General features: G+C 55.7%; 15 protein-coding genes. 9 read left to right on the forward strand and 6 right to left on the reverse strand.

Features of this window, described 5'->3' with window-relative positions:
- Nucleotides 1-40: 40 nt before the first annotated feature.
- The 7 genes from B9P63_RS06625 to B9P63_RS19535 all read left to right on the forward strand — a co-directional run bounded on the left by B9P63_RS06625 (nt 41) and on the right by B9P63_RS19535 (nt 5662).
- Complete coding sequence (locus B9P63_RS06625; RefSeq protein WP_085307905.1) at nt 41-601, forward strand: F0F1 ATP synthase subunit delta; 561 nt, start codon at nt 41-43, stop codon at nt 599-601.
- A complete protein-coding gene (gene atpA, locus B9P63_RS06630; RefSeq protein WP_085307750.1) occupies nt 602-2140 on the forward strand; it encodes a F0F1 ATP synthase subunit alpha in 1539 nt (512 codons plus the stop codon).
- Between the two features lie 13 nt (nt 2141-2153).
- Complete coding sequence (locus B9P63_RS06635; RefSeq protein WP_085307751.1) at nt 2154-3029, forward strand: F0F1 ATP synthase subunit gamma; 876 nt, start codon at nt 2154-2156, stop codon at nt 3027-3029.
- Nucleotides 3030-3047: 18 nt separating this feature from the next.
- On the forward strand, nt 3048-4472 hold the full coding sequence (gene atpD, locus B9P63_RS06640) for a F0F1 ATP synthase subunit beta (RefSeq protein WP_085307752.1): 1425 nt from the start codon (nt 3048-3050) through the stop codon (nt 4470-4472).
- Between the two features lie 86 nt (nt 4473-4558).
- Nucleotides 4559-4975 (forward strand): F0F1 ATP synthase subunit epsilon, encoded by a 417-nt coding sequence (locus B9P63_RS06645; protein WP_085307753.1) that lies wholly within the window; start codon nt 4559-4561, stop codon nt 4973-4975.
- Between the two features lie 195 nt (nt 4976-5170).
- Nucleotides 5171-5470, forward strand: a complete 300-nt coding sequence (locus B9P63_RS06650; protein ID WP_245830568.1) for an H-type lectin domain-containing protein — start codon at nt 5171-5173, stop codon at nt 5468-5470.
- 69 nt (nt 5471-5539) lie between these two features.
- Entirely contained in the window at nt 5540-5662 is a 123-nt protein-coding gene (locus tag B9P63_RS19535; RefSeq protein WP_281252314.1) for a hypothetical protein, read from the forward strand.
- Between the two features lie 44 nt (nt 5663-5706).
- Here the strand turns inward: B9P63_RS19535 and B9P63_RS06655 are convergent, their stop codons facing one another.
- The gene (locus tag B9P63_RS06655) at nt 5707-6723 is read right to left on the reverse strand and encodes a ribose-phosphate pyrophosphokinase (protein ID WP_085307755.1); all 1017 of its coding nucleotides are present in this window, start codon (nt 6721-6723) and stop codon (nt 5707-5709) included.
- 131 nt (nt 6724-6854) lie between these two features.
- On the opposite strand from B9P63_RS06655, the gene B9P63_RS06660 reads away from it, so the two are divergent.
- A complete protein-coding gene (locus tag B9P63_RS06660; RefSeq protein ID WP_085307756.1) occupies nt 6855-7454 on the forward strand; it encodes a 2-hydroxychromene-2-carboxylate isomerase in 600 nt (199 codons plus the stop codon).
- Between the two features lie 3 nt (nt 7455-7457).
- Nucleotides 7458-8273 carry an alpha/beta fold hydrolase gene (locus B9P63_RS06665; RefSeq protein WP_085307757.1) on the forward strand — a complete coding sequence of 272 codons (816 nt, stop codon included), beginning with the start codon at nt 7458-7460 and terminating at the stop codon, nt 8271-8273.
- Here B9P63_RS06665 and B9P63_RS06670 read toward each other — a convergent pair.
- From B9P63_RS06670 to B9P63_RS06690, 5 genes are all read right to left on the reverse strand, one after another.
- Complete coding sequence (locus tag B9P63_RS06670; RefSeq protein ID WP_085307758.1) at nt 8251-9300, reverse strand: threonine aldolase family protein; 1050 nt, start codon at nt 9298-9300, stop codon at nt 8251-8253. The two genes, B9P63_RS06665 and B9P63_RS06670, sit on opposite strands and share 23 nt — an antisense overlap.
- Nucleotides 9300-9773 (reverse strand): YcgN family cysteine cluster protein, encoded by a 474-nt coding sequence (locus tag B9P63_RS06675; RefSeq protein WP_085307759.1) that lies wholly within the window; start codon nt 9771-9773, stop codon nt 9300-9302. The genes B9P63_RS06670 and B9P63_RS06675 overlap by 1 nt, the downstream gene beginning before the upstream one ends.
- Complete coding sequence (locus B9P63_RS06680; protein WP_085307760.1) at nt 9770-10708, reverse strand: bifunctional riboflavin kinase/FAD synthetase; 939 nt, start codon at nt 10706-10708, stop codon at nt 9770-9772. The genes B9P63_RS06675 and B9P63_RS06680 overlap by 4 nt, the downstream gene beginning before the upstream one ends.
- Before the next feature lie 51 nt (nt 10709-10759).
- A complete protein-coding gene (locus B9P63_RS06685) occupies nt 10760-11203 on the reverse strand; it encodes a MaoC family dehydratase (RefSeq protein WP_085307906.1) in 444 nt (147 codons plus the stop codon).
- 102 nt (nt 11204-11305) lie between these two features.
- The gene (locus tag B9P63_RS06690) at nt 11306-12178 is read right to left on the reverse strand and encodes a TIGR01459 family HAD-type hydrolase (protein ID WP_085307761.1); all 873 of its coding nucleotides are present in this window, start codon (nt 12176-12178) and stop codon (nt 11306-11308) included.
- Between the last annotated feature and the right edge of the window lie 59 nt (nt 12179-12237).

Consider the following 12237-nt stretch of genomic DNA (forward strand, 5'->3'; position numbering starts at 1 on the left):
ATCGGAACGGGAAAGGAGCCAGAATATCGGAAGGGTGGACGTGTCCGAACCAGCTTCGATTTCCTCGGGTATCGCCGCGCGCTATGCCTCGGCAGTTTTCGACCTTGCCAAGGACGGCAAAGCGCTCGCTAAACTTGAAACAAATGTGGATGATCTGGCCGCCGCGCTGGAAACAAGCCCAGAATTGCGCGATCTGATTTCCTCGCCCGTCTATGCGCGCGATGTACAGGCCGCAGCTATCGGTGCGATTGCCAAGAAAATGAAATTGCAGCCGATCATGGCGAATACGCTGGCCTTGATGGCTTCCAAGCGTCGCCTGTTCGTGCTGCCGCAGCTTGTTTCTCAATTGCGCGCGCGCATTGCGGAAGACAAAGGCGAAGTGACCGCAGAGGTTACATCCGCCACTGCAATGACCAAGGCGCAGTCAGACAAGCTGGCAAAGACGCTGAAGGCCAATGTAGGCAAAGATGTTATTATCAAAGCGAGCGTCGATGAATCCCTCATCGGCGGTCTTGTCGTCAAAGTTGGCTCGAAGATGATCGACACGTCGATCCGCTCCAAGCTCAATTCCCTCCAGAATGCAATGAAAGAGGTCGGATAAATGGGTATCCAAGCAGCAGAAATTTCTGCGATCCTAAAGGACCAGATCAAGAATTTCGGTAAAGACGCCGAAGTTGCCGAAGTGGGCCGTGTTCTTTCCGTCGGTGACGGTATCGCACGCGTTCACGGTCTGGACAATGTTCAGGCCGGCGAAATGGTCGAATTCCCCGGTGGTATTCAGGGCATGGCCTTGAACCTCGAAGCGGACAACGTCGGCGTCGTTATCTTCGGGTCCGACCGCGATATCAAAGAGGGTGACACAGTCAAGCGCACCAACTCGATCGTGGACGTTCCGGTTGGCGACGAACTTCTTGGGCGCGTTGTAGACGGCCTTGGTAACCCGATCGACGGCAAAGGCCCGATCAATGCGAAGAAACGCGGTGTTGCGGACGTGAAAGCGCCGGGCATTATCCCGCGGAAATCTGTGCACGAGCCAATGGCGACCGGCCTGAAGTCCGTAGACGCGATGATCCCGATTGGCCGTGGCCAGCGTGAATTGATCATTGGCGACCGCCAGACAGGCAAAACTGCCGTTGCTCTGGACGCGATCCTGAACCAGAAATCCTACAACGACGCTGCTGGCGACGACGAGAACAAGAAATTGTACTGCGTTTACGTCGCGATTGGCCAAAAGCGCTCTACAGTTGCGCAACTGGTTAAGAAGCTGGAAGAAGCAGGCGCGATGGAATATTCCATCGTTGTTGCTGCAACAGCGTCCGAGCCTGCACCTTTGCAGTTCCTCGCACCCTACGGTGCGACAGCGATGGCGGAGCATTTCCGCGACAATGGCCGTCACGCATTGATCATCTATGATGACCTCTCCAAGCAGGCCGTGGCGTACCGCCAGATGTCCCTGCTTTTGCGTCGTCCACCCGGCCGTGAAGCCTATCCTGGTGACGTTTTCTATCTTCACTCGAGATTGCTTGAGCGTTCTGCGAAGCTTAATGAAGACAACGGTTCTGGCTCGTTGACGGCTCTGCCGATCATTGAAACACAGGGCGGTGACGTGTCTGCGTTTATTCCGACAAACGTGATTTCGATTACAGACGGCCAGATCTTCTTGGAAACAGAATTGTTCTTTCAAGGTATCCGTCCAGCTGTGAACACAGGTTTGTCCGTTTCGCGTGTTGGTTCGTCCGCCCAGACGAAAGCGATGTCTTCGGTTGCCGGTCCTGTTAAGCTCTCGCTTGCTCAGTACCGCGAAATGGCGGCGTTTGCTCAGTTCGGTTCTGACCTTGATGCCTCCACACAGCAGTTGCTGAAGCGTGGCGCGCGCCTCACGGAATTGATGAAGCAGTCGCAGTATTCACCCCTGACCAATGCTGAAATCGTCTGCGTCATTTTCGCAGGTACAAACGGCTTCCTCGACAAGATCGAAGTGTCTGATGTATCTCGTTTCGAGGCAGGTATGCTGGCGCATCTGAATTCCAAGCACAAAGCGTTGCTGGATGAGATCACCAATAAAGATCAGAAGATCAAAGGTGAGATCGCAGATAAAATCAAAGCAGCTCTTTCCGAATTCGCTTCTGATTTCGCTTAAGGGGTTCGGGTAGATGGCAAATCTCAAGGACCTTAAAAATCGGATCCAGAGTGTTAAGAACACTCGTAAGATCACGAAAGCCATGCAAATGGTTGCCGCGGCGAAACTTCGCCGCGCGCAGGAAGCTGCCGAGCAGTCGCGTCCCTACACAGAGCGTTTCAACGCTGTGATGGCGGGTCTCGCGGCTTCGGTTGGTGGCTCTGACACTGCGCCCAAGCTGCTTAGCGGTACGGGCAGCGATGCAACGCATCTGTTGGTCGTTATGACGTCTGAACGTGGCCTTTGCGGTGGTTTCAACACCAACATCGCAAAGAAAGCGCGTGCGCATGCGGACAGCCTGCTCGCAGCTGGCAAGACTGTTAAGATACTGACAGTCGGCAAAAAAGGCCGCGATAGCATGAAGCGTGAGTTCGGTCAGTACTATGTCGGACACGTCGATTTGTCTGACGTCAAACGTCTTGGTTATTCTGACGCACAGGGCATCGCTTCTGATGTTCTGACGCGTTTTGACGCCGGTGAGTTTGACGTTGCGACGCTCTTCTATGCCAAGTTCGTGAACGTGGTCACCCAAATTCCTACGGGCCAGCAGATCATTCCTGCTGCATTCGAGACGGAAGAGGGGGCAGAGGCGGCAACGCTTTATGACTACGAGCCAAGCGAAGAGGCCATCTTGGCCGACTTGCTTCCACGCGGCGTAGCGACGGCCATTTTCTCGGCTCTGCTGGAAAATGCGGCGTCCGAGCAAGGATCGCGCATGTCTGCAATGGACAACGCAACGCGCAATGCGGGTGACATGATCGACAAGCTGACGATCCAGTACAACCGTTCACGTCAGGCCGTCATCACCAACGAGCTGATTGAAATCATTTCGGGTGCGGAAGCGCTCTAAAATATCGGAGTTTACGACATGGCAAATTCTGTCGGAAAAATTACTCAGGTCATCGGCGCTGTCGTTGACGTGCAGTTCGAAGACAATCTACCAGAGATTCTGAACGCTCTGGAAACTGAAAACCAAGGCAAGAAGCTGATCCTCGAGGTTGCCCAGCACCTCGGTGAGAACACTGTACGTACCATTGCGATGGACGCGACAGAGGGCCTCGTTCGTGGTCAGAAAGTAACCAACACTGGCGGCCAGATTTCTGTTCCCGTTGGTAACGCAACACTTGGCCGCATCATGAACGTCACGGGCGATCCCGTTGACGAGCAGGGGCCAGTTGCTTCTGAGTCGCGCCGCCCGATTCACGGCGATGCGCCCACGTTCGAGCAACAGTCCACAGCGACCGAAATCCTGGTAACAGGTATCAAGGTTATCGACCTTCTCGCGCCCTACACCAAGGGTGGTAAGATCGGTCTCTTCGGCGGTGCGGGCGTTGGAAAAACAGTTCTCATCATGGAGCTTATCAACAACATCGCAAAGGTACACTCCGGTGTTTCCGTTTTCGCGGGTGTCGGCGAGCGTACGCGCGAAGGTAACGACCTTTACCACGAGATGATCGAATCTGGCGTTATCGTTCCTGACAACCTTACAGAGTCCAAGATTGCTCTGGTTTACGGTCAGATGAACGAACCTCCCGGTGCGCGTATGCGTGTTGCTTTGACCGGTTTGACACTGGCCGAGCAGTTCCGCGATGATACAGGCACAGACGTTCTGTTCTTCGTTGATAACATCTTCCGCTTTACGCAAGCGGGTTCCGAGGTTTCGGCGCTTCTGGGTCGTATTCCTTCTGCGGTTGGCTACCAGCCAACACTGGCGACTGACATGGGCGCGATGCAGGAACGTATTTCTTCCACGAAGAACGGTTCCATTACATCGGTTCAGGCGGTTTATGTTCCAGCGGACGACCTTACTGACCCGGCTCCAGCGACATCGTTCGCGCACCTCGATGCGACAACGGTTCTGGATCGTTCGATCTCTGAGAAAGGCATCTACCCGGCTGTTGACCCACTTGGTTCAACATCGCGTTTGCTTGACCCACTGATCATCGGTGACGAGCACTACAAGGTTGCAACAGACGTTCAGCAGGTTCTTCAGCGCTACAAGTCGCTTCAGGATATCATTGCCATTCTCGGCATGGATGAACTCTCCGAGGAAGACAAACTGGCCGTGTCTCGTGCACGTAAGCTGGAGCGCTTCCTTAGCCAGCCGTTTGACGTTGCGAAGGTCTTTACGGGCTCTGATGGTATTCAGGTTCCAATGGAAGACACGATCGCTTCGTTTAAAGCGGTTGTCGCGGGCGAGTACGATCACCTTCCAGAGGGCGCTTTCTATATGGTTGGCGGCATCGCGGATGTGATTGCCAAAGCCGAGAAAATGGCCGCAGACGCAGCTTAAGGGCGGCGGTGCTCATCAGTCTTCGCGGACTTCTTCGCGAAGACGACTGTCTGGTCGGATGAGCACGCCTTCAAAAGGAGAAGAACATGGCGGACACACTGCAATTCAATCTGGTTAGCCCAGAGCGCAGCCTTGCATCCATGCAAGTCACCGAAGTGCAGATTCCGGGCTCTGACGGTGACATGACGGCCATGGCCGATCATGCGCCTACGATCACGACATTGCGCCCCGGCGTGTTGAAAGTGAGCGGGCCGGAGGGGGCAAGTGAATATGTGGTCACTGGCGGTTTCGCAGAAATCGGTGATGGCGGCATTTCCGTTCTGGCCGAGAATGCGGTCGCGAAAGCAGACATGGATCAAGCCACGCTCAAAGGCATGATTGATGCCGCAACAGACACATTTGCCAAGGCACAAGAAGCCAAAAGCGACGGTGTCGACGCGGCAGCCAAGACGCTTGCCGATACGGTTGCGATTGGTGATGCCCTCGGGATCAGCGTTAACTAAACTGGCGCTTCATCACGTTTCAAAAGCCCTTCCGATCCTTCGGAGGGGCTTTTTTATGAGCCATACATTTCCGCCTTGCCTAACTGTTGCCAAAATTCAATGCTAGGTTGAACTTGACCCAAGCGCTATGAGACCCCAAGCCACATGAAACGCATTCGCAGTTCTCTTTTTGGTATAGATCAGGGCGAACAAATCATGTTCTCGGACTACGAGAACAATGGCAAGATGTGGTCCGGCAAAGGCACGCGCCAACGCAAGAAAACTATCGTCTTCTCCGAGCGTTTCGACGATCCGCCTGCCGTGCACGTGGCCATGTCGCTTCTGGACTTGGACAAGGGTACGAATGTACGCGCCGACGCACAGGCCAAGAATATCTCAACCACCGGATTTGATCTAATCTTTCGCACTTGGGACGACACCCGCGTCGCCCGCGTGCGTCTGTCGTGGATCGCCATGGGCGCATTGGTCGACGAAGAAAGCTGGGACTTGTATTAGACCCGCGCAGCGCAGATACCTAAATCAACGAAAGTGAGAATTGCCCCGCTTTCGCGCGAAGGACAGCCCATGAAGAAGATTGATGTCGACAAGGACCTGAAACGCACCAAATTCCTGATCAAGGCGATGGTCGCCCAGATCGTCATCGTTTTGGTGGTTATGTTTGCCTACTGGGCGTATCTGAAGGCCTGAACAATCGGCTGAGATGGCGCGATTGTGCAGGCCTTCAAGCGCTTCTAGACAGTATAAAGCCCTTCATAGATTGGTCCCAACGTCTCCATTTCGAAGAGCGACGAAACCGAAGTGCCGTTCCAGATATTTAGTGTCGCCTGTGCAAACATTGGCGCGGTGGGTACGATGCGGATATTCGGGCAGGCCTTCACCGCGTCGCTCGCTTGGATCGTGTCGGTGATCACCAGCGATTTCATTACGGAATTGGTCACACGTTCAACAGCAGGGCCGCTCATCACGCCGTGTGTGATATAGGAATGCACTTCCTTCGCGCCGTTTTCCAGCAGCACTTCAGCCGCCTTGCATAGCGTGCCAGCCGTGTCACACATGTCGTCCACGATGATGCAGGTTTTGCCCTCGACATTGCCGATGATCGTCATTTCGGCGACTTCGCCAGCCTTCTCGCGGCGCTTGTCCACGATGGAGAGGGGCGCATTGATCCGCTTGGCCAATTCACGCGCACGCGCAACGCCGCCTACATCGGGGGAAACGACCATGACATCGGACATTTGATCCTTGAAATTGGTCATAATATCGAGGGCGAAGATTGGTGAGGCGTAGAGGTTGTCCACGGGAATATCGAAGAAACCCTGAATTTGCGCAGCGTGCAGGTCCATGGTCAAAATACGCTCGATGCCAGCCTCAACCAGCATATTTGCGACCAGCTTGGCGGTGATCGGCGTGCGAGCTTTGGTGCGGCGATCTTGGCGGGCGTAGCCGAAATAGGGAATGACGGCCGTGATACGCTGCGCAGAAGAGCGGCGCAGCGCGTCTGCCATGATCAGCAGTTCCATCAGGTTATCGTTGGCAGGGTTGGACGTGGGCTGAATGATGAAAACATCCTCGCCGCGCACGTTTTCGAACATTTCAACGAATATCTCACCATCGTTGAACCGTTCGACGCGGGCATCGACAAGGCCGACGCTCATGCCGCGGTGCATGGACATGCGCCTGGCGATCGCTTCTGCGAGCGGCTTGTTTGCGTTACCTGAAATGAGCTTGGGATCGGTGAGATTGGGCATGAGCAAGGTCCTTGGCTGCCTGTCCTCGCGCTAAGGATTTATGTATGAGAATCGCGAGGTTGACACCGCTTAGCATGGCTCTACCGTGCAGCAAAGCGCACAGCCTGCGTCAGCCCCCCAGGAGAGACCAGATGCCTCATATTGACTACTATTTTTCGACCCTTTCGCCCTATGCCTACCTCGCAGGCACGCGTTTGGAGAAGATTGCGGTAAAGCACGGCGCGCAGATTAACTATAAGCCCCTTGATCTGCCTGCACTGTTTTTGCGCACGGGTGGTCAGTTGCCAAAAGATCGCCACCCCAATCGCATGTCCTACCGCGCTCAAGAATTGCCGCGCCAGGCCAAAAAATCCGGTCTGCCGCTCAACATGAAACCTGCCCACTGGCCGATGAACGCGGCGCCTTCGTGCTATGCGATTATCGCAGCAAGCAATGCAGGCGGCGGTGATATGGGCAAGTTGATCCACGCCATCGGCCGCTCTATTTGGGTCGATGACAAGGACGTTTCGCAAGACGATATCGTGCGCGACTGCCTGAGCGAGGCGGGTTTTGATCCGGCGCTGGCGGATAAGGATATGCTGACCTCGGCGGAAACCTACGCGGGGAACTTGGAAGAGGCCGTGAACGCAGGCGCTTTCGGTGCGCCATTTTATGTCACGGACACGGATCAGCGATTCTGGGGTCAGGATCGCCTCGATGATCTGGATGCCTATTTGTCGGGCGATCTTTAACCCATGGTGAAGCGCGTTCTGGCCGGACATCCGAGCTACCTGCATACATACGGCTTTGGGCCTCGAAAGGGACTTTTGCTGCATTGCTCGCTTGCCCATGGCGGCGTGTATGGCAAGCTTGGCGCTGCCGTGGGTGGCGCGCTGAGCCTGACCAGTTTTGATCAACCCGGCCATGGGCGGGCCGCTGATTGGGATGACGCCGGTGATTTGCAAGATCGCGTTACCGAAATGGCGCTCGATCTCTTGACCGAGCCGATGGATATCATTGGCCATAGTTTTGGCGGCACCGTCGCGCTCCGGCTTGCTGTAGAGCGCCCGGGCATGGTGCGTACGATGACACTGCTGGAACCCGTAATGATGGCGGTCGGCAGGGCAGATAACCCGGAGGCCAGCGCCATTCTTACGCGTGATATGGGCGCGTTCTACCGCGCCATGGAGGCCGGAGAGCGCGAGCGCGCTGCGCAAATTTTCACCGAATTTTATGGCGATGGCCGCGCTTGGAACAGTCTGAGCGACGAAAGCCGTAAGGCGATTTCGGATCGCATTCATCTTATCGTTGCTGGCAGCCGCGCGGTCAACGAGGACCCCTATGATCTGATTTCTTCCGGCAAGCTGGAGCAGATTATGGCTCCGACGCTAATCATCGACGGCTGCAAGGGCGGACCCGTGATGGAGGCCGTTTGCGACGGGCTTGCGCGCCGCATTCCTAATTCGGAACGTGTGCGTGTTTCCGACGGTGGCCATATGGTGCCTCTCACGCGCCCCGAAGCGATCGCGCGCGAAATATTGCAGTTTGTCAGCCGCGCGCAAGGGCAATGAACTGATCAATCTGGCCCCGCGAAATGGACCAGTCGCTGACCAAACGGCAAAGCAGCGGCTCATTGGGGTCATCGCCTTCAAGGTTACCCTGCATCAGATAATAGACCGCGCCGCCATTGTGCAAGCGCTGGTGCACTGCGCGTGGCATCCATGCGAACACCATGTTGGCATCAGGCTCCGCAAGGAAACTCACACCTTCTAAACCGCGCAACTCATTTGACAAACGGGCCATATTGGCGTTGGCCTTTACCGCACTGGTGAGCCAGAGGCCATTCGCCAGATAGGCTTCCATCTGCGCGGATAGATACCGGCCCTTGGAGAACAAATGCGCTCCGCGTTTGCGGCGCAGCTCGAATTCCCAAGATTTTTTGGGATCAAAGAAGATAACCGCTTCGACGCCCATCAGGCCGTTCTTGGTGCCGCCGAAACTGACAGCATCAATACCAAGTTTCCATGTCATTTCCGCCGCTGAACAACCAAGCGTCGCGAGCGCGTTGGCAAAGCGCGCACCGTCCAGATGCACAGGCAGATTGAATTCTTTTGTAACATTCACAAGGGCGCGCAGTTCATCAAGCGAATGCACAGAGCCTTTTTCAGCCACCTGAGTGATCGACACCGCGCCGCGCTGTGGGCCATGCACGCCGCGCGTGCCTTCTGCTGCAATCGAGGCGCGCAGGTCATCGGGGCGCATTTTGTCCACGTCGCATGGTACGAGTGTGAGTTTTGCGCCACCCGAATAGAATTCTGGCGCGCTGCATTCGTCCTCGTGGATATGTGCAACGCTTGAGCAAAATACAGTCTCGTAGGGCGCGCACATGCAGGCCAGTGCGATGGAATTTGCAGCTGTACCCGTGGCGAGTAAATGCACCATTGCGTCCGGTGCCTCGAATATCTCGCGAATCTGTGCTTGAACGCGCTGGGTTCCCGCGTCTGCGCCATAGGGCATCGCATAGCCTTCATTCGCGCGTGCGAGGGCCTCAAGCACTTCGGGGTGGATTGGCCCTGCGTTGTCAGATGCAAAAAACATCAGATCGGCTCCTCGATTATATGCTCTTCCCAGTCGTCTTCGTCGACCTCGAACTCCGGTACGGTAATCCCTTGCACGGACACGCCCGCGTCGTGCACGCTTTGGGCGTTTCCAGAAATCAGCGGATGCCAGTTTTCCAGCGGACGCCCCTCGTACACCAGCCGATAGGCGCAGGTCTGTGGCATCCAATACAAATGCTCTGTGATATTTTTTGGCGTCATCACAATGCACTCCGGCACGAATTGATGGCGAATGTCATATTGCGCGCACCGGCACGTGCTGTCGTCGAGCAGGCGGCAGGCGACCTTGGTCAGCGCCACTTCTCCGCTGTCTTCGTCCTCCAGCTTGTTCAGGCAACATTTTCCGCAGCCATCACAAAGTGCTTCCCATTCTTTTTGGGACAGCTGGCTCATTTTTTTGCGCTCCCAAAAGCGCGGTCCTAAACCGTCGCGTTCAATTGGATCATCGCTCATAGGGCGGCCAATATCTTGCGGGATTGATCGCTATCCGAATCCATCTGCGTGATCAGCGCGTCAAGCCCGTCGAATTTTTCCTCGCCGCGCAGGTACTCTACCAATGCGATCGACAAGGTTGCACCATAAAGATCGCCAGAGAAATCAAACACAAAAGTTTCCAAATTCGCGCGGTTCTCGCCAAACATCGGGCGCACGCCTAACGATGCGACGCCATGATAGCGCCCTTTGTGCGGCCCGTTTTGAACATCGACCAGCACTGCATAAACGCCAAAACGCGGTGGATGTAGCCCGTCGATGGACATATTCGCAGTCGGATAGCCAAGCTCGCGTCCGCGCTGCTCGCCGCCGATCACGGTGCCCTCTATGCGGTGCCAATGGCCCAGCATTTTAGCGGCGTCGCGCGGCTTTCCATCGCTTAATGCTTCTCTGATCCGGGTCGAGGAAATCTGTCCCTGCGTGCCCTCGATCAGCTCTGCAATGGTGACGCCGAACCCGAGCTCTTCGCCAAAGTGCTGCAAATCTTCTGCCTTTCCAGCGCGCCCATGCCCAAAGCAGAAGTCAGCTCCGACGACCACATGGCGCAGGCCAAGGCCTTCATGGATAACGCGCAGGGCGAATTCTTCGGGGCTGAGCGCGGCGAGCGCGGCATTGAAGTTGAGCTGATACAGCTGCTCGACGCCGACTTTCTCCAACCGGCTGGCCTTGGCGGTTGGGCCCATTAAGCGAAAAGGCATTTCTTCTCGCGCGAAATATTCTCGGGGGTGCGGATCAAACGTCAGTACGCCGAGGGGCGCAGCGATCGCTTCACCGGCCTTGCGGGCAATGTCGATCACCGCTTGATGACCGATGTGGACGCCATCAAAGTTGCCAATCGCAGCGCTTGCGCCGCGGGCATCAGGATCAAGAAAGGTATAGTCACGAATAATGCGCATGGCTCTGGCCTAAAGCGGCAAAAAGCGATGCGCAAGGGTGTGTGCGCGGGTTCAGTCGAACTTGCGGCTGGGCGCGAGAACTGTCGCTTCGCCGATAAGAACTTTCTTGCCGTTCACCATGCAGCGGCAATCCAGCTTAACGCGGCGTTTGCCATGTTCGATGTCGATCACTTCGACCTCTGCATGCACCATATCTCCGGGGCGCACAGGGCCAAGAAACTTGAGTGATTGACCCATATAGACAGTGCCATGACCGGGTAATTGCTCGCCGATCACTGCTGAAATCAGACCTGCGGTCAGCATGCCGTGGGCGATGCGCCCCTCAAAAATCGTGTCCTGCGCATAGTCATCATCCAGATGCACGGGGTTGCGATCTGTGGACACTTCAGCAAACATTTCGATATCACGGTCGGTGACGACTTTGCGCAAATGGCGCACCATGCCCATTTCGATATCTTCGATACAGATCGTTCCGCGTGGCAGATTATCCAACATGAGACCCTCCATCTGGATTGGCGTTGTAATAAAAAGCCCCCTGCAGGGCGCTTGTTGAAATTTTATTACTTTGCAAATGCAGCATGTGGCAAGAGAAAAATCCTACCTTAGAAAGCCGATCGCATAGGTGGGTGCCGCCATTTCCTTTTGCAAATAAAGGTTTAACGCCTCTACATCCGGGTCCTGCGACGTTTTGGTCTCTTCGCGGGCAAGGCCACCCGTGATGAATAAAGAATCGATATCTTCGCCCATGGCCCCCGAGATGTCGGTTAATATGCCGTCGCCTATTGCCAGAATGCGATCATCGGCAATGGGCGTGCCAAGAGCGCTCAAACGGCGGCGCGCCAGATCGTATATCGGGGGATGCGGCTTGCCGAAGTACAGGCTCTCGCCGCCCATTTCCGTGTACAGCGCGGCCAGGGCGCCTGCGCACCACTCCCGCGCCTCTCCGCGATCCACGACGATATCGGGATTGGCGCAAAGCAATTTCAATCCCTTTTGTTTGGCATATAGAAATTGCGGACGCATGACCTCGGGTTCGGCCATCGGATCGAACGGACCTGCGCAAACGATGCCTTCGGCCTCTTCAAGCGGGACCTGCCGGATATCGACAGGGTTCTCCAGAATGTCGAGTGGCTTGAAAAAATCCTGATCGCGGTGCTCGCCGATGAAATAGACTTTTTCCCCCACGACACCGCGATACATGGCCGAGCGCGCAGAATCTCCGGATGTGGCGATCGTGTCCCATGAATCGTCCGGTACGCCGAAATGGATCAATTGCTTCATTACCCCGGCGCGCGGGCGTGGTGAGTTGGTGACCAGCACGACCTTTCCACCGCCACTGCGATAGGTTTGCAACGCTGCAACCGCCTCTGGCAGGGCCTTCACGCCGTTATGCACGCAACCCCAAAGGTCCACGAAAAGCGCGTCATATTGATGAGAAATTTCGCCGAGGTTTGGGATAATCTGGGTCATAGGGCAGGCCTTTAAGCAACGTTTAACCCTGCTTATACGAAGCGCCGCAAAAACGGCAC

This window comes from Planktotalea arctica, assembly GCF_002105285.1.
Lineage (GTDB): Bacteria > Pseudomonadota > Alphaproteobacteria > Rhodobacterales > Rhodobacteraceae > Planktotalea > Planktotalea arctica.

Excerpts from the sequence above, each read along its gene's own strand:
- B9P63_RS06650 (WP_245830568.1), top strand. The coding sequence starts at position 5,171 with ATGTTCTCGGACTACGAGAACAATGGCAAGATGTGGTCCGGCAAAGGC.
- B9P63_RS06680 (WP_085307760.1), bottom strand. The coding sequence starts at position 10,708 with ATGCGCATTATTCGTGACTATACCTTTCTTGATCCTGATGCCCGCGGC.
- B9P63_RS06670 (WP_085307758.1), bottom strand. The coding sequence starts at position 9,300 with ATGTTTTTTGCATCTGACAACGCAGGGCCAATCCACCCCGAAGTGCTT.
- B9P63_RS19535 (WP_281252314.1), top strand. The coding sequence starts at position 5,540 with ATGAAGAAGATTGATGTCGACAAGGACCTGAAACGCACCAAATTCCTG.
- B9P63_RS06675 (WP_085307759.1), bottom strand. The coding sequence starts at position 9,773 with ATGAGCGATGATCCAATTGAACGCGACGGTTTAGGACCGCGCTTTTGG.
- atpA (WP_085307750.1), top strand. The coding sequence starts at position 602 with ATGGGTATCCAAGCAGCAGAAATTTCTGCGATCCTAAAGGACCAGATC.
- B9P63_RS06685 (WP_085307906.1), bottom strand. The coding sequence starts at position 11,203 with ATGTTGGATAATCTGCCACGCGGAACGATCTGTATCGAAGATATCGAA.
- B9P63_RS06645 (WP_085307753.1), top strand. The coding sequence starts at position 4,559 with ATGGCGGACACACTGCAATTCAATCTGGTTAGCCCAGAGCGCAGCCTT.
- atpD (WP_085307752.1), top strand. The coding sequence starts at position 3,048 with ATGGCAAATTCTGTCGGAAAAATTACTCAGGTCATCGGCGCTGTCGTT.
- B9P63_RS06690 (WP_085307761.1), bottom strand. The coding sequence starts at position 12,178 with ATGACCCAGATTATCCCAAACCTCGGCGAAATTTCTCATCAATATGAC.
- B9P63_RS06655 (WP_085307755.1), bottom strand. The coding sequence starts at position 6,723 with ATGCCCAATCTCACCGATCCCAAGCTCATTTCAGGTAACGCAAACAAG.
- B9P63_RS06635 (WP_085307751.1), top strand. The coding sequence starts at position 2,154 with ATGGCAAATCTCAAGGACCTTAAAAATCGGATCCAGAGTGTTAAGAAC.
- B9P63_RS06665 (WP_085307757.1), top strand. The coding sequence starts at position 7,458 with ATGGTGAAGCGCGTTCTGGCCGGACATCCGAGCTACCTGCATACATAC.
- B9P63_RS06660 (WP_085307756.1), top strand. The coding sequence starts at position 6,855 with ATGCCTCATATTGACTACTATTTTTCGACCCTTTCGCCCTATGCCTAC.